Origin of the sequence: Actinoplanes sp. NPDC048988, assembly GCF_043197815.1 — a bacterium.
Classification (GTDB): Bacteria; Actinomycetota; Actinomycetes; order Mycobacteriales; family Micromonosporaceae; genus Actinoplanes.
Genome location: NZ_JBICTW010000008.1, coordinates 38,215 through 63,172, shown reverse-complemented (window position 1 = coordinate 63,172; position 24,958 = coordinate 38,215). Strand labels below are relative to the sequence as shown.

Sequence of the window (24,958 nt, the reverse complement as noted above, 5' to 3'; positions counted from 1 at the left end):
CCCAACGGCGTTGCGGCCGCGAGCGACACCATCAGCGCGGCATTCAACGGAGACGCAGCGGAGACGTGACTGCTGGCAACCCCGCCGGAGGCGCCAGCGCGGCGGCCGGCAAGCAGCGCGGCCACGATCGCCGCCGTCGACGGTGGGGAGGCCGCAACTGTCGGTGCTAGGAGTGCCCGGGTGGGAGCTCTGGCGGCCACAACGGAAATCGGCTATTAGCCGGATTCCAATGTGGGCGGTAAGCGTGGTGCGAATTCTGCGCGGGAATGGATTTTAATTGTGCTCAGCGGACCGGATTGCCGGCTTCTCGGAGGCTTTGCTTTACCTCGCCTATGGTGAGGTCGCCGAAGTGGAAGACGCTGGCGGCCAATACCGCGTCGGCGCCTGAGGCTACTGCGGGGGCGAAGTGGGAGACCTTTCCGGCGCCGCCGCTGGCGATTACCGGGATGTCTACCACTGCTCGTACGGCGGCGATCAAGTCCAGGTCGAAGCCGGCCTTTGTGCCGTCGGCGTCCATCGAGTTCAGGAGGATCTCGCCGGCTCCCAGGGACGCTACTGTGCGGGCCCATTCGATGGCGTCCAAGCCGGCGCTTCGGCGGCCGCCGTGTGTGGTCACCTCCCAGCCGCTGGGCTGGTCGGGGGAACGGCGGACGTCCAGGGACAGGACCAGCACCTGGTTGCCGAAGCGCTGGGCGATTTCGCTGATCAAGGCGGGGCGGGCGATGGCGGCCGTGTTCACGCCCACCTTGTCGGCGCCGGCTCGCAGCAGGACGTCCACGTCGTCGACCGAGCGGACGCCGCCTCCGACCGTCAGCGGGATGAAGACCGATTCGGCGGTACGGCGTACCACGTCGAGCATCGTGCCCCGGCCGGCCGAGGAGGCCGTCACGTCCAGGAACGTCAGCTCGTCGGCGCCGGCCGCGTCGTACGCCGCCGCCAGCTCCACCGGGTCGCCGGCGTCGCGCAGGTCGACGAAGTTGACGCCCTTGACCACGCGGCCGTCGTCCACGTCCAGGCAGGGGATCACGCGCACGGCAACTGTCATGCGCCAACCCTAACCAACGGCTTTCGCCCGCTCAGCCCCAGCAGGATGCCGCCTACCACCAGCGTGCCGCCCGCCATGTCGACCGCGCGAAGCTGCTCCCCCAGGAACAGCCAGGCCGACGCCATGCCGAAGAACGGGACCAGCATCGAGAACGGCGCCACTGTGCTCGCCCCGTACGTACGAAGAAGGAAACCCCAGCCCGCGAAGGCCGCAAGCGTCGAGACCAGCGCGACGTACGCCAAAGCTCCGAAAGCCTCCAGGTCGAACGCGCGCAGCGCGGAGACGTCTTCCGAGGACGCCAGCGTGAGCAGGATCAACGGGCCCGCGGCGACGGCGCTGACCCACACCATGAAGCGCAGCGTGTCCGGCGGGGACGCTTTGCGGGTGGCGATGTTCGACAGGCCCCAGGCCGCGCCGGCGCCGACGATCAGCAGGAACGCGCCCAGGTTCGTGCCCATTCGCGTCGCCACCAGGGCCACGCCGGCGACACACAAGAGCAGACCGCTCAGTTGTACGGGCCGGGGCCGCTCCCGCAGCAGCAACACCGCGAAGCCGAGCGTGAACACCGCCTGGCTCTGCAGCACCAGGGAGCTCAAGCCGGCCGGCATCCCCGCCGCCATGCCCGCGAACAGCAGCGAGAACTTCGTGACACCCAGGATCAGCCCGACCGCGACGATCCACCGCCACGGCACCTGCGGGCGGCCCACGAACAGCACCGCCGGGAACGCGGCCAGGGTGAAGCGCAGCGCGTTGAACAGCAGCGGCGGGAAATGGTCGAGCCCGGTCTCGATCACCACGAAGTTGAAGCCCCAGACGGCGGTGACGGCGACCGCGATCCCGATGTCGCGTGGTCTCATGTATCGACCTTGGCGAGCCGGCACCATTAAGCACCAGCGAAAATACCTAAGGCATTACTGTAGCCTCGCTACATGATCGACCTCGGGCGGCTACGGGCCTTGCACGCCGTGGCCAGCTACAAAACCGTGCTCGCGGCCGGCGAAGCCCTCCACTGCACCCCCTCCGCGGTGTCCCAGCAGCTCGCCAAGCTCGAACGCGAGACCGGCGCCACACTCGTCGAGAAGGACGGGCGGCGGCTGCGGCTCACCGAGGCCGGCCAGGTGCTCGCCCGGCACGCGGAAAAGGTGCTGGCCACCGTCGACGAGGCCGAGGCGGCGCTGGCCGCGCACCGGGACACGGTGATCGGGCGGCTGACGGTGGCCGCGTTCGCCACCGCGTGCCGCGCCCTCCTCCCGTACGCGCTGCATCGCCTGGCCTCCGACCACCCGCAACTGACCACCGGCCTGGTCGAGGTCAACCCGCACGAAGGGCTCGACATGCTGCACCGCGGGCACGTCGACCTGGCCGTGCTCGACGACTGGCCCGAGGTGGCCCTGCGCTATCCGAGCGGCATCACCCACGTCGAGCTGGGCTGGGACGTGGCCGACCTGATCGTGCCGACCGGTCATCGCTTCGGCGCCACGACCACGCTGGCCACGGCGCGCGACGAGCGCTGGATCGCCGCCAAGGCCGGCGACATCTGCCACGAATGGCTGCTGCGGGTGCTTCCGGGCGTGCAGCCCGACTTCCACGTCGGCGAGTTCGAGACCCAGCTGACCCTGATCTCGGCCGGGCTGGGCGTGGCGGTCATCCCCCGGCTCGCCCGGTCACATCGATTGCCCGAGGGGGTACGGGTGGTGAGGCTCACGCCGGAACCGCGCCGGCGCGTGGTCATCGCGTGGCGGGAGGCCTCCGCCGCCCGCCCGGCGATCCGGGCGGCCGAGGAGGCCCTCCGTCTGTCCTGGAGCCGGGCGGCTCAGGCCTCGCGCAGCGCGGCGAGCGCCTCGGCCACGGTGAACGCGCCCGCGTAGAGCGCCTTCCCCGCGATCACGCCCTCCACCCCGGCCGGCTCCAGCGCCTTGAGCGCCCGCAGGTCGTCGAGGGTGGACACCCCGCCGCTGGCGATCACCGGGCGGTCGGTGGCCGCGCACACCTCGCGCAGCAGCTCCAGGTTCGGCCCGCGCATCATGCCGTCCTTGGTGATGTCGGTGACCACGTACCGGGCCGCGCCCGCCTTGTCGAGCCGGCCCAGCACGTCGAACAGGTCACCGCCGTCGCGGGTCCAGCCCCGCGCCGACAGGGTGCGCCCGCGCACGTCCAGCCCTATCGCGACCCGGTCGCCGTACTCGGACACCACGCGGTCGCACCACTGGGGGTCCTCCAGGGCGGCGGTGCCGATGTTGACCCGCTCGCAGCCGGTGGCCAGCGCCCGGGCCAGCGACTCGTCGTCGCGGATGCCGCCGGACAGCTCCACCTTGACGTCGAGCCGGGCCACCACGTCCGCCAGCAACGAAGCGTTGGATCCGCGCCCGAAGGCCGCGTCCAGGTCGACCAGGTGCACCCACTCGGCGCCGTCGTTCTGCCAGGCCAGCGCGGCCTCGAGCGGGTCGCCGTACGAGGTCTCCGAGCCGGCGGCGCCCTGGACGAGGCGTACGGCTTGACCGTCCGCGACGTCGACGGCGGGCAGGAGGGCGAGTGTCATGAGAATTCCCCTTTATCCGGCCTTGCGACCGAGAATGACGACCACGAGGGCCGGAGCGGCCAGAACGATCAGCAGAGTGAGGACGATCCGCAGCGGCATTTCGGGCACCCACAGCCAGACCGCGGCGATGGCCACCAGCGGCACCAGCACGATGCCGAGACGCTCGTTGCGGCTGCGCCGATGCAGCGTGCCCGAGCTCCGCCGCCGTTGCGGTGTGAGGCGCTGGACGAGGGCGCGGCGGCGCGCCCGCCGCCCGACGCGCCGGGCCCGCGCCGCTTTCTCTTTCTCGAGCACAGCGAGCCGCTCGGCGCGGCGGCGCGCTCGCTCCTTAGACATCTGACGACGGGAGACCGGCGACCCAGTTGCGCAGCAGCCCGTAGCCCGCGTCGGCCGATTTCTCCGGGTGGAACTGCGCCGCGCTGAGCGCGCCGTGCTCGACGACCGCCGCGAACGGCTCGTCGTGGCTCGCGGTGGTCACCTTGGCGCCGGCTTCCGTCAAGGCGTCAAGGTCCGAGGCGCCGTACGAGTGCACGAAATAGAACCGCACGTCCGGATCGAGGCCGGCCAGCAGGACCGAGTCGTCCGCGACGTCGACCGTGTTCCACCCCATGTGCGGGATGCGCCGCGCGGCGAGCTTGCTGACGACGCCCGGCAGCAGGCCCAGGCCCTTCGTCTCGACGCCGTGCTCGACACCCGAGTCGAACAGGATCTGCATGCCCACGCAGATGCCCAGCACCGGGCGCCCGGCCGCGACCCGTGCCGCGATCATCGGGCCGGCCTGGATCTCGTCGATGCCGGCCATGCACGCCGCGTACGCCCCGACGCCCGGCACGACGAGGCCGTCGGCCTCCGCCGCGAGCGCCAGGTCGCTGGTCACCGTCGTGTCGGCGCCGGTACGGGCGACCGCCCGCTCGGCCGACCGCAGGTTGCCCGACCCGTAGTCGAGCACGACGACATTGGGCATCAGTTGTCCCCCGGAAGCAGCCAGGCGATGCCGCCGGCGACGGCCAGGGCGGCCAGCACGCCGACCAGCCCGACGCTGAACTTGGTGGCGCCCGACTTGATCAGCTGGATGACGCCGCCGACCAGGAAGCCGGCCAGGATGAACAGGGCGATGGCCATCAGAGCACGCCCTTGGTGGACGGGAGCTGACCGGCGTTGCGCGGGTCGATCTCGACGGCCTCGCGCAGCGCCCGCGAGAACGCCTTGAACTGCGCCTCGACCACGTGGTGGGCGTCGGGGTGCCCGCCCGGGCGGCAGGCCCGCAGCACGTCCACGTGCAGGGTGACCTTGGCCGCGTGGCCGAACGCCTCGAAGATGTGCCGGGTCATGCTGGTCGCGTAGACCGGGCCGATGTACGGGGTGAGCAGCGGCTCGTCGTGCACCACGTACGGCCGGCCGGACAGGTCGACCGCCGCCCGGACCAGCACCTCGTCCATCGGGATGGTCGCCGACCCGTACCGCCGAATGCCCCGTTTGTCGCCGAGCGCCTGCGCGAAGGCCTCGCCCAGAGCGATGGCGGTGTCCTCCATGGTGTGATGCGAGTCGATCTCGAGGTCGCCCTCGGTACGCACCGTCAGGTCGAATCCGCCGTGCCGGGCCAGCTGGTTGAGCATGTGGTCGTAGAAGCCGACGCCGGTGCTCAGGTCGCCCTGACCCGTGCCGTCCAGGTCGATCTCGACGAGCACCTTGGTCTCGTTCGTGACGCGCTCGATGCGCGCGGTCCGGCTCACTGCAAAGCCTCCAGGAATGCGTCGGTCTCGGCGGGGGTGCCGGCCGTAACTCGTAGCCACCCTGCCAGACCGACGTCACGGACGAGAACACCGCGGTCGAGCAGTCGCTGCCAAGCGATCTTCTGGTCCCCGCCGACTTCGAACAGGACGAAGTTGGCGTCGCTGTCGGCCACCTTGAAGCCGCGCTCACGCAGCGTCGTGACGATGCGGTCACGCTGCTGTTTGATCGCCTCGACGGTGGCCAGCAGCGAGTCGCGGTGCACGACGGCCGCGCGGGCGGCGGCCTGGGTGAGGGCGGACAGGTGGTACGGCAGCCGGACCAGCTGCACGGCGTCGACCACGGCGGGGTCGGCGGCCAGATAGCCCAGCCGGCCCCCGGCGAAGCCGAACGCCTTGCTCATGGTCCGGCTCACCACCAGCCGAGGGTGCCCGGGCAGCAGGGTCAGCGCGCTCGGCGTGCCGGGCCGGGCGAACTCCGTGTACGCCTCGTCCACGATCACCATGCCGCGCGCGGCCCCGAGCACGGCGTCGATCACGGCCGGGTCGAGCGCCGTACCGGTCGGGTTGTTCGGCGAGCAGACGAAGACCACGTCCGGGTCGTGCTTTTCGATCTCGGCGACGGCCGCCTCGGGCCGCAGGCCGAAGTCGGGGTCACGCAGCGCGCCGATCCAGCGGGTGCCGGTGCCCTGGGCCAGAAGCGGATGCATCGAGTACGACGGGCCGAAGCCCAGCGCGCTGCGCCCCGGCCCGGCGAACGTCTGCAGCAGTTGCTGCTGCACCTCGTTCGACCCGTTCGCGGCCCACACGTTGGCCGTGGTCAGACCGTGCCCGAGGTAACCGGCCAGCTCGGCCCGCAACGCGACGGCGTCGCGGTCGGGGTAGCGGTTCAGGTCGCGCAGCTCGGCCTGCACGGCCTTGCCGATCGCCTCGACCACATCGTCGGGAACGGGGTAGGAGTTCTCGTTCGTGTTGAGCCGCACGGCGACGTCGAGCTGCGGCGCCCCGTAGGGCGACTTACCGCGCAGATCATCTCGGATGGGGAGATCGGTCATGCGAATCGGGCCTTCACAGCCTCGCCGTGCGCGGGCAGGTCTTCCGCGTCGGCCAGCGCGACCACGTGGCCGGCGACGTCGCGCAGGGCGGCCTCGTCGTACTCGATCACGTGCACGCCCTTGAGGAACGACTGGACCGAGAGCCCCGACGAGTGCCGGGCGCAACCGGCGGTCGGCAGGACGTGGTTGGAGCCGGCCGCGTAGTCGCCGAGCGACACCGGCGACCAGGCCCCCACGAAGATCGCGCCGGCGTTGCGGACCCGCATGGCCCACTGCCGCGCGTCGCGCGTCTGGATCTCCAGGTGCTCGGCCGCGTACGCGTCGACGACGCGCAAACCCTGCTCGAGGTCGTCCACGAGCACGACGCCGGACTGCTCGCCGGTCAGGGCGGTCCGCACCCGGGCCGCGTGCTTGGTGGCGGGGACCATCGTGAGCAGCTCGGCCTCGACCGCGTCGACCAGCGCCTCGGAGTCGGTGACGAGCACGCTGGCGGCCAGCGGGTCGTGCTCGGCCTGGCTGATCAGGTCGGCCGCGACATGCCGCGGGTCGGCCGTCTCGTCGGCCAGGATGGCGATCTCGGTCGGCCCCGCCTCGGCGTCGATGCCCACGGTGCCCTGGAGCAGCCGCTTGGCCGCGGTCACCCAGATGTTGCCCGGCCCGGTGATCACGTCGACCGGCTCACACCGGTCGCTCGCGTCGACCCCGTCCGACCCGTACCCCAGCATGGCGATGGCCTGGGCGCCGCCCACGGCGTACACCTCATCGACCCCGAGAAGCGCACAAGCGGCCAGCACCCGCGCGTCGGGCAGCCCACCGTTCTCCTTCTGCGGCGGGCTGGCCACCACGAGGGCGTCGACCCCGGCCTCCTGCGCCGGCACGACGTTCATGACCACGGTGGACGGGTAGACGGCCAGACCGCCGGGAACATAAAGACCGACCCGCTGTACGGGGATCCAGCGCTCGGTCACGGTGCCACCGTCGACGACCTTGGTCGTGACGTCGGTACGCCGCTGATCCGCGTGCACCTTCCGCGCCCGCTTGATCGACTCGAGCAGCGCCGCCCGCACCGCCGGCTCGAGGCTCTGCTCGGCCGCCGCGATGTCCTCCTTGGCCACCCGCAGCCGCTCGAGCGTCACGCCGTCGAACTTCTCGGTGGCCTCCCGGATCGCGCTGAAGCCATGCCGATGGACCGCCTCGACAACCGGGCGGATCCGCTCGACAGCCTGGGAGACGTCGAGCTGGGCACGGGGCAGCAGTCCACGCGGGTCCCGCCGGGAGCCACGCAGGTCGGTCCGATTCAGCACGACGTCAAGTTTAGGCTGCCCACCCCGTTTCCCCCTAAGCGCCGCAGCCGGGCCCAGGACGTGGGATACCCCACCCTCCCCCGCGCGGTGACTTTTGTGGCCTTGGGGACGGGTTGACCATGGTCGGCCTACCGATAGGCTGTTTTCGTGAGCAAGCGGCTGCCGGTGTTCCCGCTGGGCACGGTGCTGTTCCCGGGCCTGGTGCTCCCCCTGCACATCTTCGAGGAGCGCTACCGCGCGCTGGTGCGCGAGCTGGTGGCCGCCCCCGCCGACGAACCACACGAATTCGGCGTGGTGACCTTGCGCCGCGGCGCCGAGGCCCCGGCCCCCGACACCACCGACGGCCCGTCCGCGCCACCCCCGCCGATCACCACGGAAGACCTCTACCAGGTCGGCTGCACCGCCGAGCTGCGCCAGGTGACCGAACTCTCCGACGGCCGCTACGACATCATGACCGTCGGCCGCCGCCGCTTCCAGATCAAGGACGTCCTCCAGGGCGACGAGCCCTACCTGACCGCCGACGTGGAGTGGCTCCCCGACGAGTCCCCCGACGAGACGGCCGAGCTGCTGGCCCCTCGGGCTCTGGCCGCCTTCCGCGCCTACCTGGAACTGCTCCGCCCCGACTCCGAGGGCTTGGACGCGGTACCGGCCGACCCGACGGTCCTGTCCCACCTGATCGCGGCCACGGCCCAGCTGACCACCGAGGAACGCCAGGCTCTGCTGGCCGCCCCCGACACCGCGGCCCGCCTCCGTACCGAACTGAAGCTCCTCAACCGCGAGTCCGGCCTCCTGGCCCGCGTCCGAGCAGTGCCGGTCCCCCTCTCCGACCTGGCCCGCCCCGCCAGCCCGAACTGACCCCACCCCGGGCCACCGAAACCCACCCGGCAGGCGGCACGCCCACGCCGCACCCCGAACGAGCCCCGCCCGCCATCAGTGCCGCACCCCGTCACCGCCGCACCCCGTCACCGCCGCACCCCGTCACCGCCGCACCCCGTCACCGCCGCGTCGGCGGACCGGACAAAACGGGCCCACCTGAAAGCCGCGGCGCCCTGAGCGCCACCGAACGAGGCACACGACACGCCCGGTCCGGCCGGGTAGTGAACCTCGACGGCCATCCGTTCGCCCCGAATCCGAACGAGCCTCATCCACCAGAAGGCCGGTCGATGAGAACCGGCCCACCCTGAAGCCGGGCGATCGGCAGGCGCCAGAGCCCACCTGAAGCCCCACCGCCCGAAAGCGCGCACCGAACGGGACTCCCCGGCCGAGCCACCCCGCCATGGCGCCCACCGGAAGCCGCCGCCCGCCGAACCACCCGCCATGGCGCCCACCGGAAGCCGCCGCCCGCCGAACCACCCGCCATGGCGCCCAGCGAGAGCCGCCGCCCGCCGAACCATCCGCCATGGCGCGCGCCGAGAGCCGTGCCGCCTGCACAAAGCGCGGAACCGCGCCCCCCAACCCGGTTCCTTCGGCTTGGGTGCTAGGTGCGGGGTGGCTCCGCTGAACTGCCCGTGGCGGTCGAGTCGGACGGTGTCTGACTCGACCAGTCGCTCTCCGCGTAGGGCGGATCGCCGGCGTTGGGGCCGTAGCCGGGGCGGGCGCCGGGCGCGTCCAGGTCGGGGTCGTTCGACCAGCCGGCCATGAGGGTCAGGGCGATCGCCGCCGCGAAGGCCGGGACCAGCATCGGGCCGAGCGAGTGCACCTCGGGCGGGGCGAAGTGCGTGGAACCCTGCTGGGCCGTGTCACGCCAATGCTCGTAGTCGCCGCGACCGATCTTCTCGCCCAGCCAGGGCGCGACCAGATAGCCCGCGCCAAAAGCGCCGGCCACGATGCCGACCAGCAGGAACGGTCCCCGGTCGCGGCGCAGCAAGAGCCAGGCGCCGATAGCCACGATCAGCCCGAACCCCAGCCCCAACAGCGTGAACCAGCCGTCAGCCGCGATGTACTCCTCCGGCGACGGATCGTTCACCGCGATCCGGCCCGACCCAACGCCGATCATCGGCACCGAAGGCGCGATCCACTGCCACAGCAGCCCAAGCGGCCCACCCAGCACGAAAATCACAGCAAAAACCGATAAAGACACCACAAGGGTACGCCGCCAGGGCCGCCGCGAGCCCTCCCGCACGGCCCCGGGCTCCCCCGCTTCAGGCCCCGACAAATGCGCAAGCCCGTACCCACCACCCCGTTCCCCAGACCAGGGCGGCACACCGCTGCCCGAGCCGGCGCCACTCCAGGGTTGCCCACCATCACCCGAGCCAGCACCACCCCACGGCTGCCCGCCGTCGCCCGAGCCAGCGCCGTCCCACGGCTGCCCGCCGTCGCCCGAGCCAGCGCCGTCCCACGGCTGCCCGCCGTCGCCCGAGCCAGCGCCGCCGCCGGACCACGACTGGCCGCCGTCGAGCCCGGAGCTTGGACCGGGAGAGGGGATGGGCTGCCCGCCGCCCTCCGCGCCGGAGTTGGGGGTGGAGGCGGACCACGGCTGCACACCAGCGCCGCCCTCCGGAGCGGCGCTGCCCCACGGCCGCGCGCCGCTGGCCGGACCGGAACCAGAAGCGGACTTCGGCTGCCCGCCGCCGTCCGAACCGGAACCAGAAGCGGACGACGGCTGCCCGCCGCCGTCCGGACCGGAACCAGAAGCGGACGACGGCTGCGCGCCGCTGGCCGGGCCGGAACCAGAAGCGGACTTCGGCTGCCCGCCGCCGTCCGAACCGGAACCAGAAGCGGACGACGGCAGCGCGCCGCCGTCCGGGCCGGAACCGGGAGCGGACCACGGCTTCGCGCCGCCGCCGGTGGCCGAACCGGGAGCAGGCCGGGACTGCGCGCCGCTGTCCGGGCCGGAGGCGGGAGTGGGCCGCGGCTCGGCGGTGCTCGGGGCGCGGGGGGAATCGAGCCAGGCCGGGGCCTCGAAGCCCGCCGGAGCGCCGGTGGCCGGGGTGGCCGTCGGGTCGGGCGGGGGTGGGCCGGGCTGATTGTGGGGCGCCGGTTCCTGGCTCGCGTTCACCCTACGATCCTGCCAGGTTCCCCGCCGCGCCGTCCCGCTCGCCCTAGGCCACCGCGGACGGGCCGAGGATCATCTTCAGGTCGGCTCGCAGTGCCGGCGTCGGCGCGACCCGGACCGCGCCCAGGCGCAGGACCGTGGTGCGGCTGCCGTTCTGGAGGTGGACGTGCACCTCGGAGTCGCCGGGGTGACTGGTCAGGATGTCCTTCAACTCGGAGACCAGCGGCGGCGTGCACCTGGTGATCGGCATGGTCAGGGTGATCGGCTTGCTGTCGGGGTTGTGGGTGACGTCCGGCAGCGACATGTCCATCGCCATGATGCGCGGGGTGTCGTCGCGCCGGTCGACGCGGCCCTTCACCACCACGATGGCGTCTTCCGCGATGAACTGGCCGATCACCTCGTAGGTGTTCGGGAAGAACAGCGCCTCGACCCCACCGGCCAGGTCTTCCAGGGTGGCCGAGGCCCACGCCCGGCCCTGCTTGGTGATGCGCCGCTGCACGCCCGTGAGGATGCCGGCGAGGGTCACCACCTGGCCGTCGGGGACCGAGCCTTCCTCGTTGAGCGCCGCGATCGTCGTGTCGGCCGCGTTGTGCAGCAGCTGCTCGAGGCCCGCGAGGGGGTGGTCGGAGACGTACAGGCCGAGCATTTCCCGCTCGAAGGCCAGCTTGTCGCGCTTGTCCCACTCGTCGTCGGTGATCGGGGGCATCGCGACCGTGGCCGCGCTGCCGCCCTCCGCGGTGTCGGCGAACGCGCCGAAAAGATCGAATTGCCCGGCCGCCTCGTTGCGCTTCACGTCGGCGTACGCGTCGATCGCCTCGGCGTGCACGGCGAGCAGGCCCTTGCGGCTGTGGCCCATCGAGTCGTACGCGCCGGCCTTGATCAAGGATTCAATGGTCTTCTTGTTGCAGGCGACCGCGTCGACCTTGGACAGGAAGTCGTAGAAGTCCTGGTATTTGCCCTTTTCGTCGCGGCAGCGGCGGATCGCCTCGACCACGTTGTGCCCGACGTTGCGGACCGCGGCCAGGCCGAAGCGGATGTCCTTGCCGACCGGGGTGAACGGGCCGGCCGACTCGTTGACGTCGGGCGGCAGAACCTGGATGCCCATGCGCCGGCACTCGGCCAGGTACATCGCCATCTTGTCCTTGTCGTCGCCGACGCTGGTGAGCAGCCCGGCCATGTACTCGGCCGGGTAGTGCGCCTTGAGGTACGCCGTCCAGTACGAGACCAGCCCGTACGCCGCCGAGTGGGCCTTGTTGAACGCGTAGCCGGCGAACGGGACCAGCACGTCCCACACCGCCTGGATGGCCTCCTTGGAGTAGCCGTGCTCCATGCAGCCCTGCTGGAACGGCACGAACTCCTTGTCGAGGATCTCCTTCTTCTTCTTACCCATGGCCCGGCGGAGCAGGTCGGCCTGGCCGAGCGAGTAGCCGGCGAGGATCTGCGCGGCGCGCTGCACCTGCTCCTGATAGACGATCAGGCCGTACGTGGGCTCGAGGATCTCGCGCAGCGGCTCCTCCAGCTCCGGGTGGATCGGGGTGATCTCCTGGAGCTTGTTCTTGCGCAGCGCGTAGTTGGTGTGCGAGTCGACGCCCATCGGGCCGGGCCGGTACAGGGCCAGGACGGCCGAGATGTCCTCGAAGTTGTCGGGTTTCATGAGGCGCAGCAGCGAGCGCATCGGGCCACCGTCGAGCTGGAACACGCCCAGCGTGTCACCGCGGGCCAGCAGCTCGTACGCCTTCGGGTCGTCCAGCGGCAGCGCCAGCAGATCGAGCTTCTTGCCGTGGTTGAGCTCGATGTTCTTGTTGGCGTCGTCGATGATCGTCAGGTTGCGCAGGCCCAGGAAGTCCATCTTGAGCAGCCCGAGCGTCTCGCACGTCGGGTAGTCGAACTGCGTGATGATCACGCCGTCGGCCGGGCGCCGCATGAGCGGGATGTGGTCGATGATCGGCTCGGCGCTCATGATGACGCCGGCCGCGTGCACGCCGGTCTGCCGGATCAGGCCCTCGATGCCGCGCGCGGTGTCGATCACCTTTTTGACGTCGGGGTCGGTCTCGTACAGCGTACGGACCTCGCCCGCCTCGCCGTACCGCTTGTGCTCCTTGTCGAAGATGCCCGACAGCGGGATGCCCTTGCCCATGACGTCGGGCGGCAGCGCCTTGGTGATCCGGTCGCCGACCGCGAACGGGTAGCCCAGCACGCGGGCCGAGTCCTTGATCGCGGCCTTGGCCTTGATCGTGCCGAAGGTGGCGATCTGCGCGACCTTGTCCTCGCCCCAGCGCTCGGTCACGTACTTGATGACCTCGCCGCGCCGGCGCTCGTCGAAGTCGATGTCGACGTCGGGCATCGAGATGCGCTCGGGGTTGAGGAACCGCTCGAAGATCAGGCCGTGCGGCAGCGGGTCGAGGTCGGTGATGCCCATGGCGTACGCGATCAGCGAGCCGGCGGCCGAGCCACGGCCCGGCCCGACCGCGATGCCGTTGCGCTTGGACCACTGGATGAAGTCGGCGACCACGAGGAAGTAGGCCGGGAAGCCCATCTCGATGATCACGCCGAGCTCGTATTCCGCCTGCTTGACGTGGGTCTCGGGGATGCCGCCGGGGAAGCGGGAGCGCAGGCCCTCGTACGCGACGTGGCGGAAGTACTCCTCCTCGGTGTACCCGTCGGGGATCGGGAACCGGGGCATCAGGTTCTTGAAGGTGAACATGCCCTCGGTGTCGACCCGCTCGGCCACGAGCAGGGTGTTACGGCAGCCCTCGAGCCACGCCTCGGACGAGTCGACGGCGCGCATCTGGTCGGCCGACTTGACGAAGTAGCCGGCGCCGTCGAAGCGGAAACGGTTGGGGTCGGCGATGTTGCTGCCGGTCTGCACGCAGAGCAGCACGTCGTGGGCCGAGGCCTGCGCCTCGTGCGTGTAGTGGGAGTCGTTGGTGACCAGCGGCGGGATGCCGAGCTTCTTGCCGATCTCGAGGAGCCCGTCGCGGACCCGGCTCTCGATGGAGAGGCCGTGGTCCATGATCTCAAGGAAGTAGTTCTCCTTGCCCAGGGCTTCCTGGTACATCGCGGCGGATTTCAGCGCCTCGTCGAACTGGCCGAGCCGCAGCCGGGTCTGCACGGCCCCGGACGGGCAGCCGGTGGTGCCCATGATGCCCTCGGCGTGCTCCGCGATGATGTCGAAGTCCATCCGCGGGTACTTGCCGAGCTGGCCCTCCATCGAGCCGCGCGAGTTGAGCCGGAACAGGTTCTTCAGCCCGACCGCGTTGCGCGCCCACATGGTCATGTGGGTGTACGCGCCGTTACCCGAGACGTCGTCGCCCTTCTGCTCGGGGCGGCCCCACTTGACCCGGTTCTTCATCAGGCGGGACTCGGGGGCGACGTACGCCTCGACGCCGATCACCGGGGTCACGCCGACGGCCTTGGCCTGGGTGTAGAAGTCGTACGCCCCGTGCATGTTGCCGTGGTCGGTGATGGCCGCGCCCGGCATGCCCTGGCGGGCCGCCTCGGCCAGCACTTCCTTGATGCGGGCAGCTCCGTCGAGCATCGAATACTCGGTGTGCACGTGGAGATGCACGAACGAGTCAGACACCCGGGACCCCCTGAAGTTGTAGTGACCGACCGACTCTAGCGGGCGGCTACGACAAGAACGAGGGGGAAACGCGTGTCACTCGGCGAATGGCTCGATCATCACAGACGCGGCCTTGAGCCACGCCGCGCGCGTCTCCTGCTGGAGGTCCGCGTACTCGATCGAGGAACCCACTTCCAGGGCCGGGTCGTACGGCACCACGGCCACCGCGCGGGTGCGCGTGGCGAAGTGCTTGGCGAAGTCGTTGAGCAACGGCAGCGGGCCCGGCGAGGGGCAGGAGATCAACGTCACCGCGTTCGACACCAGGTCGCCCATGCCGCTTTCGTCGAGCACGTCGAGCATCCAGTCGGCGGTGAACGCCGCGTCCTCGCGGGGCACGGTGGTGATCACGAGCTGGTCGGCCTGGCGCATCACGGTCTGCCAGTTGACGCTCTCGACGTTGTTGCCGGTGTCGACACAGATCACGTCGTGGGTGCGGCGCAGCAGGTCCATCACGCGGCGCACGGTGGCCTGGTCGAGCCGCTGCGCGAAGCGCGGGTTCTCCTCGCCGGCGAGCACGTCGTACGACCCGTCGGAGGCGTGCCGCAGGTAGCCGTCGAGCTCCTGGAGCAGGGCGTCACCGTGCAGATTCTCGATCTGCAGGAGATCGGCCAGAAGATGCTTGATGGTACGGGCGTGCCGCGCGCTCCCGGCCCGCAGGCCGAGCGTGCCCCGCAGCTCGTTGTCGTCCCAGGCCAGCACGCCCCGGCCGCGGACGCTGCCGATGGTGGCGGCCGCGAGCACCGTCGCGGTGGTCTTGTGGACGCCGCCCTTGGGGTTGGCGAACGCCAGCACCCGCGGCTTGCCGAGCTTGCGCCGCATGACCGAGACGGCCCGGGCGAACTCGTCGTCGGCCCGCGTCTGCCGCCACTCGATACGCGCCCCGGCCGGCGAGGTCGGCGAGGCCGGCGACGGCGCCGCCCGCGGCGCGGGCGCCGGCAGAGCAGCCGGCGGCGGCACCGGAGGAGCGGCCGGCGCCGAGGTCATCGGCGGCGCGGCGAAAGCCGAAGCGGCGGCCGGCGGCGCGGCGAAAGCCGAGGCGGCGGCCGGCGGCGCGGCGTAACTCGGAGCGGGCCCCGACGACGCCGCATAACCCGACGCGGCACCCGACGACCCGGCATAACCCGACGCGGCACCCGACGACGCCGCATAACCCGACGACCCGGCATAACCCGTCGCGGCACCCGATGACGCTGAGTAACCAGGGGCGGCCGACGGCGTGGGATAACCGGACGCGGCCGGCGGCTGCGCGACCGGGGCCGCGGCCGACGCCCGCGCCTGCGGATAGTCACGGGGTTGCGCCGGGGCCGACCGCGACGAGGGCCCGAAGAAGCTGGTGGGCTCGGGACCCGAGGGAGACGAGGATGGCGAGGAAGGCGAGGAAGCGGACGGCGCGGAAGGGGCGGGCGGCGGAGCCGGCTGTGACCGCGCCTGCCAGCGCGGGTCGAGCGGATTGATCGGCCGTTGCGGCACTGCTCGCGGCGGCGGCTCGGCCGCCGCCGGCGCCTCGGCCGGATGCTGGTCGTACCGCGACCCGTAGGACGCGCCCCGGGAGTCGAGCGGGTTGGTCGGCCGTCGGGTGGGCAGCGGCGACCCGTACTGCTGAGGGGCCGGCGGAGCCGCCTCGGGCTCCTGCTCCTCGGCCTGGTCGTCGGCGCCGCGGGAACCGTGCCGGGCGCGGTCGAGCAGCGCCCGCCATCGCGGGGCTGGTTCCGCAGGCCGGCCCCAGCCGGTCTCGGTCCCCTCCACGGCTCAGTCCTCCCTGCCCATAACTTTCGGTGATGCCCACGCCCGGGCCGTTCGCCTTTGACAGGCTACGGAGCCGAGCGCGATAGGGCCACTGCCCGTGCCACCGACTAGAGACCTAACGTCCGGGCGGGGCTCAGGGTGCTGCCGCCGAGGCGCTGGTCGCATCGTGAGCAGCGGTCGTGTCTGACGCAGAGGGTACGGCAGGAAGATCCTCCGATGCCGAGACGGAAGGGTCGGTCAGGTGCCCGGAGACCCGCGATGAGTCTGATGTCACATCGACCCCGGGCGCCGACACTATCGGCGCGGACGGCGGTGAGGCAATGCCCGTGGCCGCGGTTGGCACAGCCGGCACGACGCCGGTCTGCTCGGGCAGCGGGGGCCGGAACTCGGTGCGGTCGAGGCTGCGCACCTCGGGCGCCACGTCCACCGCGCGGACCCCCACCCGGGCCGCCACCTCCTGCAAGGCGGCCGGGGTGCCCCGGACCACGGCCGCGAAGACGCACGAGCATCCCGACCGGTACGCCGCCGCCTCCACCTCGGCCGTGCGGGCGGCCGCCGCGTACGCCACCCGGGCCCGAGCCTCGGTCGCCGGGAGCTTCGACGCCAGCTGGTCGTACGCGGCCTTCTCGGTGTCCCGGTCGAGGGCCGCGTCGAGCATGCCGGTGAGCACGTCGGCCGGCAGCCGGTAGACCGGGATCCGCACGACCTGGGTGTGCTGCCCCGGCATCGGAACCCGGGCGTACACCTGCGCCACCGCCGCGCCCCGCAGCAGGTCGGGCAGGCGGCCGGCCGCCGTGTAGCCGGACAGGCTCACCAGCGCCCACGTGTCGCCGACGGTGGGCGCCGACGGCTCGGCGAGCGCTCGCAGCTCGGTACGTGACGAGTCGAGGTAGCCCGGAACTGTCTGTCCCTCGACGACACCGACCCGCACGACCTCGTGGGAGTCCCCGGCCGGCGCCACCTCACGCCGGTCCGCCCAGAGCGCGCCGAGCGCCACGACCGCCGCCGTCACCGCCGCGCAGGCGAGCGCGAACCGGGCGTCGGACGCGGAGAGCAAGCGCACCCGCTGGGCGGGGCTCATGGGCTCAGGCCGCGTCCTGAAGGACGTCGAGGGCGTACTTCAGGTCGTCGGGATAGTCGCTGACGAAGCGCACCTCGTCGTGGGTCCGCGGGTGCAGGAAGGCCAGCTCGCGGGCGTGCAGCCACTGCCGGTTGAGCTTGAGCCGGGCGGCCAGGGTCGGGTCGGCGCCGTACTGGGTGTCGCCCACGCACGGGTGCCGCAGGGCCGAGAAGTGCACCCGGATCTGATGGGTGCGCCCGGTCTCGAGCTTCACGTCGACCAGGCTGGCCGAGCGGAACGCCTCGAGCGTGTCGTAGTGGGTGACGCTGGGCTTGCCGTCGGACATGACCGCGAACTTGTAGTCGGCGGTCGGGTGCCGGTCGATCGGCGCGTCGATGGTGCCGCGCAGCGGGTCCAGGTGGCCCTGGACGACCGCGTGGTAGCGCTTGTCCACCTCGCGCTCCTTGAAGGCGCGCTTGAGGACGCTGTAGGCCAGCTCACTCTTGGCCACGACCATGAGCCCGGTGGTGCCGACGTCGAGCCGGTGGACGATGCCCTGGCGCTCGGCGGCGCCGCTGGTGGCCACGTTCTGCCCCATGGCGGCCAGGCCGCTGACCACTGTCGGCCCGGTCCAGCCGGGGCTGGGGTGCGCGGCCACGCCGACCGGCTTGTCCACCACCACGATGTCGTCGTCGCTGTAGACGATGGTCAGCCCGTGCACCGGCTGGGGCGCCACCGGCGCCTGCTCGGCCGCCGGCGACGGGAGGGTGACCTCGAGCCAGGCGCCCGCGCTGACCTTGTCGGACTTGGGGCGCGGGTAGCCGTCGACCAGCGCGTCGCCCGCCTCGACCAGGGTCGCGGCGGCCGTGCGGGACAGCCCGAAGAGACGGGACACGGCCTGGTCCAGGCGCATGCCGTCGAGCCCGTCGGGGACGGGCAGGGATCGTTGCGAGCTCACTGCTTCTCGGCCTTCTTCCGTACGAGTCGTCGCCCGTCCCGCTGCCGGCCGGTGAGCTCGAGGAGCACGGCCAGCACGACGCCGACGCTCAGGCACGCGTCGGCGATGTTGAACACGGCGAAGTACTCCGCGTACGGCCCGAAGACGCTGATCATGTCGACCACGTGGCCGTGGAGGAAGGACGGCGCGCGGAACAGCCGGTCTCCCAGATTACCCAGGGCGCCGCCGAGCACGAGCCCGAGCGCGATCCCCCACGGCAGCGAGCGCAGCTTGGTGGCCATCCAGGCGATCCAGCCGATCACCACGATGGTGATCAGCGGGAACACCCAGGTGTAGCCCTCACCGAAGCTGAAGGCGGCGCCGCTGTTGCGCAGCAGCGAAAGGTAGACCAGGCCGCCGAGGATGCGTACGGGCTCGCCCTCGGTCAGGTTCTCGGTGGAGAGCCACTTGACCCACTGGTCGAGGGCCACGGCCACCACGGCGGTAGCGGCGAGCACGAGCACGGCGGCACGGCTGAACCCGGGGCGCGCACCCGGCTCCGGCTCGTCCACGGTGGTCGCGTCCGTTGCCTCGTCGGCGTTCAGCGTCGTTCCTCCAGCTGCTTGCAAGACACACAGAGAGTCGCGGAGGGGAACGCCGCCAGTCGCTCGACCGGGATGGGGTTGCCGCACCGCTCGCACCAACCGTAGTTCCCCTCGCCGAGGCGGTCGATGGCGCGTTCCACCTGATTGATCCGCTCCAGCAGATTGTTGGCCAGAGTGATCTCCTGCTCACGCTCGAAGGTCTTCGTGCCGGCGTCGGCCTGGTCGTCGCCGGCGGAGTCCTCCATGCGGTCGCGGGCCAACTCGGTGATCTCGCTGAGCGACTGCGAGTACTCGGCCTGAAGCTCGTCGCGCCGCTCGACCAGAGCGACCCGGATCTTCTCGGTCTCGGCCGCGCTGCGCGTCCGCTTGGCGGCGGCTGCCTTGGTGTCGCTTGCCTTGGCCATCGTCGCTCCCTCGGCCGCGCCCCGCGCGGCGATCAGCGTCCGTGAGGTCGGCGCCTCCACCGACCTCCCTGTCCCGTTTTGTCGGTTGATCTTCCCCCACCTGCGAAAACAGCGCGGCTGAACGGAACAGCCGCGCACTCTCGGAGGACCGCAAGGATACGGAACGTATTCGAAAGCGACAACCTAACTCCAGATGTACGCGTCCGCCCGCCCCCGACCGCAGAGGCACACCACCGGCTCGCCGGAGGCGGCCGGTCGGTGGTCACCCTCCCCGGTCCGCCGCCGGGCTGTCCTGCCACGCGAGGTCAGTGCGGCTCCTCCCGCCCGTCCTCGCCGAACCACCGGGCCAGCCGCCCGCGCCGGCTCACCGCCCGCATCCGCCGCTCGGCCAGGTCGCGGACGGCCGCCGTGGCCACGATGAGCAGCGCGTCCCCCGTACGCAAGCGGGTGTCCGGTCCCGGCACGAAGCCGTCGCCGTCGCGGACCACCAGGCTCACCGAGGCGCCCTTGGGCAGTCGCAGCTCGTCGATGTGGACGCCGGCCAGCTTCGACCCCGGCGAGACGTCCATGTGCAGCAGGTCGGCGTTCAGCCGCTCCAGCGGCGCCGCCTCCACGTGCAGCTCGGCCGCCTCGGCCGGCGCGGTGACCTTGAGCAGCCGGGCCGCCGGTCCCAGGGTGGTCGCCTGCACCAGGGTGAAGATGATGACCAGCACGAAGACGGCGTCGAACAGCCCCTCGGCGCCCTCCGTGCCGGCCGAGAGCGGAATGGTGGCCAGCACGATCGGCACCGCCCCGCGCAGCCCCGCCCAGGACAGGAAGGCGGTGCCGCGCCAGCCGACCCGGTTGCCCGGCCGGCGCGGCCCCCGCACCGGCCGGGCCAGCACCGCCGAGACGATCACCGACAGCGGCCGGGCCAGCAGGACCAGCGCCACCCCCACCACCAGGGCCGGCACCAGCGCGCTGGTCAGGTGTGATGGCGAGGAGAGCAGGCCGAGCAGCACGAACAGCCCGATCTGGGCCACCCAGGCCAGCCCGTCGGCGAACCCGAGGATCGCCCGCCGGTGCGGAATCCGCCCGTTGCCGAGCACCACGCCCGCCACGTAGACGGCGAGGAACCCGGACGAGTGGGCCACGGCCCCGGCCGCGTACGCGAGAACCGTGAGCCCCACGGCGGCGATCGGATAGAGCCCGGCCGACGGCAACGCCGCGTGCCGGAGCAGCCAGCGCCCACCGGCGCCGACCGCGAACCCGATCGCCGCGCCCGCCGCCAGCTCGTAGGCGACGATCAGAAGCTCGTACCACCAAGGGTGTTGACCCACCTCGCTGGCGCTCAGCAGAACGACCAGGAGAACCACCGGCGCGTCGTTCATGCCGGACTCGGCCTCGAGCGTCGCCACCAGCCGGGGCGGCAACCGCAGCCGCCGCAGCGTGGCGAAGACGGCGGCGGCGTCGGTCGACGACAGCACGGCCCCGTAGAGCAGGGCCAACTGCCAGGGCAGACCGAGGATCAGATGAACGGCGAGACCGACCACAGCGATGCTGACCGCCACCCCCACGGTGGCCAGCGAGGCGGAGAGCCCCAGCACGGGCCGCAGGGTGCTCCACCGAGCGGTGAGCCCACCCTCGGCAATGATCACGATGAGCGCGCAGAACCCGAGCGTCCGCGTGAGCTCCGCATCATCGAAGCGAATGCCGAGCCCCGCCTCCCCGATGACCATGCCGATGGCCAGATACACGAGAAGACTGGGCAGCCCGAGCCGGGTGGAGAGCCGAACCGCCCCGACCGCGACCAGCAGAACCGCCGCCCCGATGAGCAGAGAGGTATCAAGGCTCCCGCTCATGCCGGCGGACCGCCGCGCAGCGCGGCGACAAGGGCGGCAACCTCAACACCACCCGCCATGACAGCGAAAACCTTGTCCCGGCTGGTGGCCCCGACCTTGAGCGCGACGGCCCCCGGCCGCAGCCCGAGCGCCCCCGCCAGAGCCCGCCGAGCGGCCTCGGTCGCCTTACCGTCCACCGCCGGAGCCCCCACGGCAACAACCAAGGCAACCCCATGCGGCCCGTCATAGGCCCCACCCACCTTGGTACGCCCAGCGCCAGGCTTGACCCGCACCGCCACGGTGACGACGGCCGGCTCTTCCGGAGGCACGCTGCGCTTGACCATGCCCCATTGTCCCGATCACCGCGCCCACAAACGAGAGCCCCTTTTCACCCCTCCCGGCCCTCAAGGGTCCCCGCGCCACCCTCACCCACGACAAGCACAGCGGCCGAGGCGCGGCCTGGGCGCAGGGGATCACCGGCCGGTGAGCGGATCAGGGCGCGCGCAGGCGGTCTCACCAGCGCGGCGCAGTCCCACCCGAGCGAGGCAGCACGAGCGGAGCAGCACGGCGCAGCCGCGGCGAGCAGAGGAGTGCGGGCGATCACCGAGGCGGGCATCACCCCATGAGCGGCGCCGGCCACCACCAAACCGCAGCGCGGCGTGGGCGTGGCGCGAGCGGGTGCCGGTGGGGCGGCGCCTGCGGGAAGGCGTCAGCGGTGGGCGGCGCTCGCCACCAGGCGGTCGACCGGGCGGCACAGGCCGCATGGGCTGAAGCCCAGTTCGACGGCCTCGCCGACCGGGATGGGCTCGGTGAGGCGGCCTACCAGGTGGGGGCAGTCGGGCAGGTGATAGCGCGGGCGGCCGTCGACCACCAGCACCTCGGCGTCGAGGCGGGCCACGCGGACGGCGTCGGCCGGGCGTACGGCCTGGGGCAGCGGCTCGTCGTCCGGGTCGTCGACGTCGGGCTCGGCGAACTCGTCGTCGTCAGCGGTCGCCGCGCCGGGGTCGCGGCGCCAGGCGTCCTCGCCCGGGGTCTCGCTGCGGGCCGCGTTGATCGCGGAGGAGGCACGGTCGTAGTCCGGATCCGCCTCGCGAATGTCCTGGTCGCCGGTCTCACGCCCGGCCGCCGTATCCGGCTGCTCACGACCGAGGGCCGCCTCCCCGGGCCCGTAGCCGACGGCGGAGTCACCGCCGAGGGCAGGGTCGCTGTCGAACGCGGGCTCATGGCCGAAGGCGGAGTCGCGGCCGGCGGAAGGATCGCCGAAGTCGCGGCCGGCGACCGGACCGGCGGCGCCACGGCCGACGGCGGCATCGGCAGAGGCACTGCCAGCGACAGGACCGGCGGAGTCGCGACCAGCGGAGGGATCGGCCGGCTCGCGATCGAAAGCGGGCTCGCGGGTGGAAGCGGAATCCCGGCCGGCCGCCGCGGCGCCGGGGTGGTGGCGGAGGGCGGGGTCGCGGTTCAGGTCGGCCGCCATGGCCTCCTTGGCGTCGCGCCAACCCGCCGCATGAGCCTCATCGGCGGACAAATCGCCCGGCGGGACCTCGTCCGCGGGGTGCGCGGTGGGGCGGGAGTCGACGGCGTCGAACTGGACCGTGTCGCGTGCGCCGGATTCGGCTGCGAAGGGGGCGTCCGGCGGAGGAAGATCGTCGGAGGGGCGACGGCGCCGGGCCGGTTCCCCGGCTGTCCGCGCGGCGAACTCGGGCTCCGCCACGAAGGCCTCGTCGGGGTAGTCCTCGATCAGGTCGTCGCGGTAGTCGTCGGCGTGCTCGTCGGCCGGGGTGGTGCGCGCGGCCGCGCGCCGGGCGGAAGCCGCCTGGCGCGCACCGACCACGAGGAAGACCGCGGCCAGCAGGCTGGCCACGATGGAGCTGATGAGCAGGTTGCTCGACCCGCCGGTGAGGCCCATGACGAGCAGGGCCACCGCGACGAGGATGAGCAGAAGACTAGCGACAATCATGGCTCATCCTCGTCGTGAGAAACCGGCGGGAGATGGGAGAGCGGGAGCTCAGCGCCCGGACTCGATGGAGTTGGCGCGGCTGCCGCCGTACGAACCGGCGAGGCCGGCCGCGGCGAGACCGCCGCTGCCACCGACGGCGCGCCCGGAGTCGGCCCGCGACATCTCGGCTTCGAGGCCCTGGCCCCGGCCGTCGAGGTCGCGCAGCTGGCTCTCGAGGTACGCCTTGAGCCGAGTGCGGTACTCGCGCTCGAACTGCTTCAGCTCCTCGATGTGCTTCTGCAGCGCCGTCCGCTTGGCGTCGAGACCGCCCATGGCCTCCTGGTGACGCTGGCGAGCGTCACGCTCGAGGGCGTCGGCCTTGGCGCGGGCCTCGCGGGTGACCTCTTCCGCCTTGGAACGGGCGTCGGAGAGGAGCTTGTCGGCCTCGCGGCGCGCGTCGGCGACGTGGTCGTCGGCGGTGCGCTGGGCCATCATGAGCACCCGCAGCGCCTGCTGCTCGCCGTCGGCGCCACCGCTGGCGGCGCCACCGCCGACCGGGCCCGCGGCCCGGACCTGCTCGAGCTCGGCCTGCATCTGCCGGGCGGCCTGCTCGGCCTGGGCCTTGTCGCGCTGCACCCGGTCGAGCTGAGCCTTGACGTCGTTGAGCTCCGCGGCGAGGCGCGGGTCGGCGGAAGGACCGGCTGGCGCGCCACCCCGACCGCCGCGCTCCACCTGGGCGCGCAGCTCGTTGTTCTCCTCGATCAGACGGGCGAGTTCGCGCTCGACCTCATCCAGGAAGGCGTCGACCTCCTCCTCGTCGTACCCCCGCTTGCCGATCGGGGGCTTCTTGAAGGCGACGTTGTGCACGTCGGCCGGGGTCAGCGGCATCGAAACTCCTCGGGTCAGTTGCGGCCGCGGTGGGGCTGCTGTCTAGCTGAACTGCAGTATCAGGTTTCGCAACACGAACTGCATGAGCACGAACAGGATAACCAGCAGCACTATGGAAGCCAGGTCCAAGCTCACGTTACCAATGCGCAGCGGTGGGATCACACGCCTCAACGCCTTGAGGGGCGGATCAGTGACGCTCCACACCGTTTCCAGTGCCGCCGACGCCCCACGACTGGGTTGCCACCGGCGCCCGTACTGAAGTACCGCACCCAGCACGAACCTGGCAAGCAGGACGAGAAAGAAGATATATACCAGCAAATACAATATTTGGAACACGACCGAGAGCACGGTGCTCGAGTCCTCCCCCATTCGGGTTAAGCCGGGCGCCGAGGCTTTTTAGCCCTGGCTGAAGAAACCGCCTTCAGCGATCTTGGCCTTGTCCTCCGCGGTGACCTGGACATTCGCCGGTGAGAGCAGGAACACCCGGTTCGTCACGCGCTCGATCGTACCGCGAAGACCGAAGGCCAGACCGGCCGCGAAGTCGACCAGCCGGCGGGCGTCACCCTCATCCATCTCAGTGAGATTGATGATGACCGGAACACCGTCCCGGAAGTGCTCTCCGATGGTGCGGGCCTCACGGTACGTAGTCGGGTGCAGGGTCGTGATCTGGTAACGCTGCTCGTCCTCGACCGGCCGGGGCGCCGGCTGCGGCTGGTGCACGGTCTGCGGGGCGAGCGCGAGATTTTCCCGCGTCGAGTAGCTCAGGGCCGAGTCGGCCGTACTTGAACCCGATCGGGTGATGGAGCGGACGCTCGCGCGCTCGGAGCGCTCGACCGGCTCGTCCTCGACGTCGGTGTGCGCGAGACGGCGGGCCGGGCGCTCGGTGCGAGCCCGGGGCACCGTGCGCTCCTCCTCGAACTCCTCGTCGTCCTCGTCGATGTCGTTCTCGTAGCGGCTGCCGGAGTAGCGGCGGTCCCGCTGGTGGTACGAGTCCTCGCGGTACCCGTAGTCGCGGTCTTCGTCCTCCTCGACGAGGCCCAGCCAGACGCCCGCCTTACGAATGGCGCTCATGCCCTCACCCCATCCCGCATCCGAGCGTGACCCCGCTCGGCGCCGACCCGACCCGCCATGTGCCCCCACCTTCGTCCGCTTCGCGAAACGCACCCCCTGCGCTTTCGCTGTCCCCCATTCGCGCCCCAGCCGGTCCGAACAGGACCACACGCTGCGGCAACGCCGCGTCGTCGGACGCGCCGGCCACCTTCGCGAGTG

At 71.7% G+C, this 24,958-nt stretch carries 24 protein-coding genes; 2 read left to right on the top strand and 22 right to left on the bottom strand.

What is annotated here, in order from left to right; all coding sequences use genetic code 11:
• Nucleotides 1-283: 283 nt before the first annotated feature.
• Both hisF and ACGFJ7_RS24870 read right to left on the bottom strand, forming a co-directional pair.
• Entirely contained in the window at nucleotides 284-1,045 is a 762-nt protein-coding gene (gene hisF / locus ACGFJ7_RS24875) for an imidazole glycerol phosphate synthase subunit HisF (protein ID WP_360253066.1), read from the bottom strand.
• Nucleotides 1,042-1,902: an EamA family transporter gene (locus ACGFJ7_RS24870; protein ID WP_392644063.1), complete on the bottom strand. Its 861-nt coding sequence runs from the start codon at nucleotides 1,900-1,902 to the stop codon at nucleotides 1,042-1,044. Before ACGFJ7_RS24870 ends, hisF begins: the two co-directional genes overlap by 4 nt.
• Nucleotides 1,903-1,974: 72 nt before the next feature.
• Here ACGFJ7_RS24870 and ACGFJ7_RS24865 point away from each other — a divergent pair, with 72 nt between their 5' ends.
• Nucleotides 1,975-2,913 carry a LysR substrate-binding domain-containing protein gene (locus tag ACGFJ7_RS24865; RefSeq protein ID WP_360253060.1) on the top strand — a complete coding sequence of 313 codons (939 nt, stop codon included), beginning with the start codon at nucleotides 1,975-1,977 and terminating at the stop codon, nucleotides 2,911-2,913.
• On the opposite strand, the gene priA is transcribed toward ACGFJ7_RS24865, so the two are convergent.
• From priA to hisD, 7 genes are read right to left on the bottom strand one after another with little or no spacing between them, the layout of a single operon-like run.
• The gene (gene priA / locus ACGFJ7_RS24860; protein WP_360253057.1) at nucleotides 2,859-3,584 is read right to left on the bottom strand and encodes a bifunctional 1-(5-phosphoribosyl)-5-((5-phosphoribosylamino)methylideneamino)imidazole-4-carboxamide isomerase/phosphoribosylanthranilate isomerase PriA; all 726 of its coding nucleotides are present in this window, start codon (nucleotides 3,582-3,584) and stop codon (nucleotides 2,859-2,861) included. The genes ACGFJ7_RS24865 and priA overlap by 55 nt on opposite strands.
• A 12-nt stretch (nucleotides 3,585-3,596) precedes the next feature.
• Nucleotides 3,597-3,920 (bottom strand): hypothetical protein, encoded by a 324-nt coding sequence (locus tag ACGFJ7_RS24855; RefSeq protein WP_360253054.1) that lies wholly within the window; start codon nucleotides 3,918-3,920, stop codon nucleotides 3,597-3,599.
• Complete coding sequence (gene hisH / locus ACGFJ7_RS24850) at nucleotides 3,913-4,548, bottom strand: imidazole glycerol phosphate synthase subunit HisH (RefSeq protein WP_360253051.1); 636 nt, start codon at nucleotides 4,546-4,548, stop codon at nucleotides 3,913-3,915. The genes ACGFJ7_RS24855 and hisH overlap by 8 nt, the downstream gene beginning before the upstream one ends.
• Nucleotides 4,548-4,706, bottom strand: coding sequence for a hypothetical protein (locus tag ACGFJ7_RS24845; RefSeq protein ID WP_179855327.1), 159 nt, complete (start codon nucleotides 4,704-4,706; stop codon nucleotides 4,548-4,550). Before ACGFJ7_RS24845 ends, hisH begins: the two co-directional genes overlap by 1 nt.
• Nucleotides 4,706-5,317: an imidazoleglycerol-phosphate dehydratase HisB gene (gene hisB, locus ACGFJ7_RS24840; RefSeq protein ID WP_360253048.1), complete on the bottom strand. Its 612-nt coding sequence runs from the start codon at nucleotides 5,315-5,317 to the stop codon at nucleotides 4,706-4,708. The genes ACGFJ7_RS24845 and hisB overlap by 1 nt, the downstream gene beginning before the upstream one ends.
• Nucleotides 5,314-6,369: a histidinol-phosphate transaminase gene (locus tag ACGFJ7_RS24835; protein WP_360253045.1), complete on the bottom strand. Its 1,056-nt coding sequence runs from the start codon at nucleotides 6,367-6,369 to the stop codon at nucleotides 5,314-5,316. Before ACGFJ7_RS24835 ends, hisB begins: the two co-directional genes overlap by 4 nt.
• On the bottom strand, nucleotides 6,366-7,673 hold the full coding sequence (gene hisD, locus ACGFJ7_RS24830; protein WP_360253042.1) for a histidinol dehydrogenase: 1,308 nt from the start codon (nucleotides 7,671-7,673) through the stop codon (nucleotides 6,366-6,368). Before hisD ends, ACGFJ7_RS24835 begins: the two co-directional genes overlap by 4 nt.
• Before the next feature lie 147 nt (nucleotides 7,674-7,820).
• Here hisD and ACGFJ7_RS24825 point away from each other — a divergent pair, with 147 nt between their 5' ends.
• Nucleotides 7,821-8,528: an LON peptidase substrate-binding domain-containing protein gene (locus tag ACGFJ7_RS24825; protein ID WP_360253039.1), complete on the top strand. Its 708-nt coding sequence runs from the start codon at nucleotides 7,821-7,823 to the stop codon at nucleotides 8,526-8,528.
• Between the two features lie 622 nt (nucleotides 8,529-9,150).
• Here the strand turns inward: ACGFJ7_RS24825 and ACGFJ7_RS24820 are convergent.
• From ACGFJ7_RS24820 to ACGFJ7_RS24760, 13 genes are all read right to left on the bottom strand, one after another.
• A complete protein-coding gene (locus ACGFJ7_RS24820; RefSeq protein ID WP_360253036.1) occupies nucleotides 9,151-9,732 on the bottom strand; it encodes a hypothetical protein in 582 nt (193 codons plus the stop codon).
• A gap of 982 nt (nucleotides 9,733-10,714) precedes the next feature.
• Nucleotides 10,715-14,251, bottom strand: a complete 3,537-nt coding sequence (gene dnaE, locus ACGFJ7_RS24815; RefSeq protein ID WP_360253030.1) for a DNA polymerase III subunit alpha — start codon at nucleotides 14,249-14,251, stop codon at nucleotides 10,715-10,717.
• A gap of 75 nt (nucleotides 14,252-14,326) precedes the next feature.
• The gene (locus tag ACGFJ7_RS24810) at nucleotides 14,327-16,036 is read right to left on the bottom strand and encodes an AAA family ATPase (RefSeq protein ID WP_392644059.1); all 1,710 of its coding nucleotides are present in this window, start codon (nucleotides 16,034-16,036) and stop codon (nucleotides 14,327-14,329) included.
• Between the two features lie 133 nt (nucleotides 16,037-16,169).
• Nucleotides 16,170-17,117: a hypothetical protein gene (locus ACGFJ7_RS24805; RefSeq protein WP_392644058.1), complete on the bottom strand. Its 948-nt coding sequence runs from the start codon at nucleotides 17,115-17,117 to the stop codon at nucleotides 16,170-16,172.
• Between the two features lie 4 nt (nucleotides 17,118-17,121).
• Nucleotides 17,122-18,009 (bottom strand): RluA family pseudouridine synthase, encoded by an 888-nt coding sequence (locus ACGFJ7_RS24800; protein ID WP_360253176.1) that lies wholly within the window; start codon nucleotides 18,007-18,009, stop codon nucleotides 17,122-17,124.
• Nucleotides 18,010-18,050: 41 nt separating this feature from the next.
• The gene (gene lspA / locus ACGFJ7_RS24795; RefSeq protein WP_392644266.1) at nucleotides 18,051-18,605 is read right to left on the bottom strand and encodes a signal peptidase II; all 555 of its coding nucleotides are present in this window, start codon (nucleotides 18,603-18,605) and stop codon (nucleotides 18,051-18,053) included.
• A gap of 29 nt (nucleotides 18,606-18,634) precedes the next feature.
• Nucleotides 18,635-19,042, bottom strand: coding sequence for a TraR/DksA C4-type zinc finger protein (locus tag ACGFJ7_RS24790; protein WP_360253174.1), 408 nt, complete (start codon nucleotides 19,040-19,042; stop codon nucleotides 18,635-18,637).
• Between the two features lie 305 nt (nucleotides 19,043-19,347).
• On the bottom strand, nucleotides 19,348-20,883 hold the full coding sequence (locus ACGFJ7_RS24785) for a potassium/proton antiporter (RefSeq protein ID WP_360253018.1): 1,536 nt from the start codon (nucleotides 20,881-20,883) through the stop codon (nucleotides 19,348-19,350).
• Entirely contained in the window at nucleotides 20,880-21,206 is a 327-nt protein-coding gene (locus ACGFJ7_RS24780; protein ID WP_392644056.1) for a DUF167 domain-containing protein, read from the bottom strand. The genes ACGFJ7_RS24785 and ACGFJ7_RS24780 overlap by 4 nt, the downstream gene beginning before the upstream one ends.
• Nucleotides 21,207-21,571: 365 nt before the next feature.
• Nucleotides 21,572-22,822, bottom strand: a complete 1,251-nt coding sequence (locus ACGFJ7_RS24775) for a hypothetical protein (protein ID WP_392644280.1) — start codon at nucleotides 22,820-22,822, stop codon at nucleotides 21,572-21,574.
• Nucleotides 22,823-22,870: 48 nt separating this feature from the next.
• On the bottom strand, nucleotides 22,871-23,689 hold the full coding sequence (locus ACGFJ7_RS24770; RefSeq protein WP_360253012.1) for a DivIVA domain-containing protein: 819 nt from the start codon (nucleotides 23,687-23,689) through the stop codon (nucleotides 22,871-22,873).
• A 42-nt stretch (nucleotides 23,690-23,731) separates the two neighbouring features.
• Nucleotides 23,732-24,037, bottom strand: a complete 306-nt coding sequence (locus tag ACGFJ7_RS24765) for a YggT family protein (protein WP_360253009.1) — start codon at nucleotides 24,035-24,037, stop codon at nucleotides 23,732-23,734.
• A 48-nt stretch (nucleotides 24,038-24,085) separates the two neighbouring features.
• Nucleotides 24,086-24,760, bottom strand: a complete 675-nt coding sequence (locus tag ACGFJ7_RS24760; protein ID WP_360253006.1) for a cell division protein SepF — start codon at nucleotides 24,758-24,760, stop codon at nucleotides 24,086-24,088.
• Nucleotides 24,761-24,958 lie beyond the last annotated feature (198 nt).

What these genes read in the sequence shown, in the direction of transcription:
- priA (WP_360253057.1), bottom strand. Translation starts at nt 3,584, where the DNA reads ATGACACTCGCCCTCCTGCCCGCCGTCGACGTCGCGGACGGTCAAGCC.
- ACGFJ7_RS24790 (WP_360253174.1), bottom strand. Translation starts at nt 19,042, where the DNA reads ATGGCCAAGGCAAGCGACACCAAGGCAGCCGCCGCCAAGCGGACGCGC.
- ACGFJ7_RS24845 (WP_179855327.1), bottom strand. Translation starts at nt 4,706, where the DNA reads ATGGCCATCGCCCTGTTCATCCTGGCCGGCTTCCTGGTCGGCGGCGTC.
- ACGFJ7_RS24835 (WP_360253045.1), bottom strand. Translation starts at nt 6,369, where the DNA reads ATGACCGATCTCCCCATCCGAGATGATCTGCGCGGTAAGTCGCCCTAC.
- ACGFJ7_RS24785 (WP_360253018.1), bottom strand. Translation starts at nt 20,883, where the DNA reads ATGAGCGGGAGCCTTGATACCTCTCTGCTCATCGGGGCGGCGGTTCTG.
- ACGFJ7_RS24865 (WP_360253060.1), top strand. Translation starts at nt 1,975, where the DNA reads ATGATCGACCTCGGGCGGCTACGGGCCTTGCACGCCGTGGCCAGCTAC.
- ACGFJ7_RS24870 (WP_392644063.1), bottom strand. Translation starts at nt 1,902, where the DNA reads ATGAGACCACGCGACATCGGGATCGCGGTCGCCGTCACCGCCGTCTGG.
- hisF (WP_360253066.1), bottom strand. Translation starts at nt 1,045, where the DNA reads ATGACAGTTGCCGTGCGCGTGATCCCCTGCCTGGACGTGGACGACGGC.
- hisH (WP_360253051.1), bottom strand. Translation starts at nt 4,548, where the DNA reads ATGCCCAATGTCGTCGTGCTCGACTACGGGTCGGGCAACCTGCGGTCG.
- ACGFJ7_RS24760 (WP_360253006.1), bottom strand. Translation starts at nt 24,760, where the DNA reads ATGAGCGCCATTCGTAAGGCGGGCGTCTGGCTGGGCCTCGTCGAGGAG.
- ACGFJ7_RS24775 (WP_392644280.1), bottom strand. Translation starts at nt 22,822, where the DNA reads ATGATTGTCGCTAGTCTTCTGCTCATCCTCGTCGCGGTGGCCCTGCTC.
- ACGFJ7_RS24800 (WP_360253176.1), bottom strand. Translation starts at nt 18,009, where the DNA reads ATGCGCCTGGACCAGGCCGTGTCCCGTCTCTTCGGGCTGTCCCGCACG.
- ACGFJ7_RS24855 (WP_360253054.1), bottom strand. Translation starts at nt 3,920, where the DNA reads ATGTCTAAGGAGCGAGCGCGCCGCCGCGCCGAGCGGCTCGCTGTGCTC.
- ACGFJ7_RS24780 (WP_392644056.1), bottom strand. Translation starts at nt 21,206, where the DNA reads ATGGTCAAGCGCAGCGTGCCTCCGGAAGAGCCGGCCGTCGTCACCGTG.
- ACGFJ7_RS24805 (WP_392644058.1), bottom strand. Translation starts at nt 17,117, where the DNA reads ATGAGCCCCGCCCAGCGGGTGCGCTTGCTCTCCGCGTCCGACGCCCGG.
- ACGFJ7_RS24770 (WP_360253012.1), bottom strand. Translation starts at nt 23,689, where the DNA reads ATGCCGCTGACCCCGGCCGACGTGCACAACGTCGCCTTCAAGAAGCCC.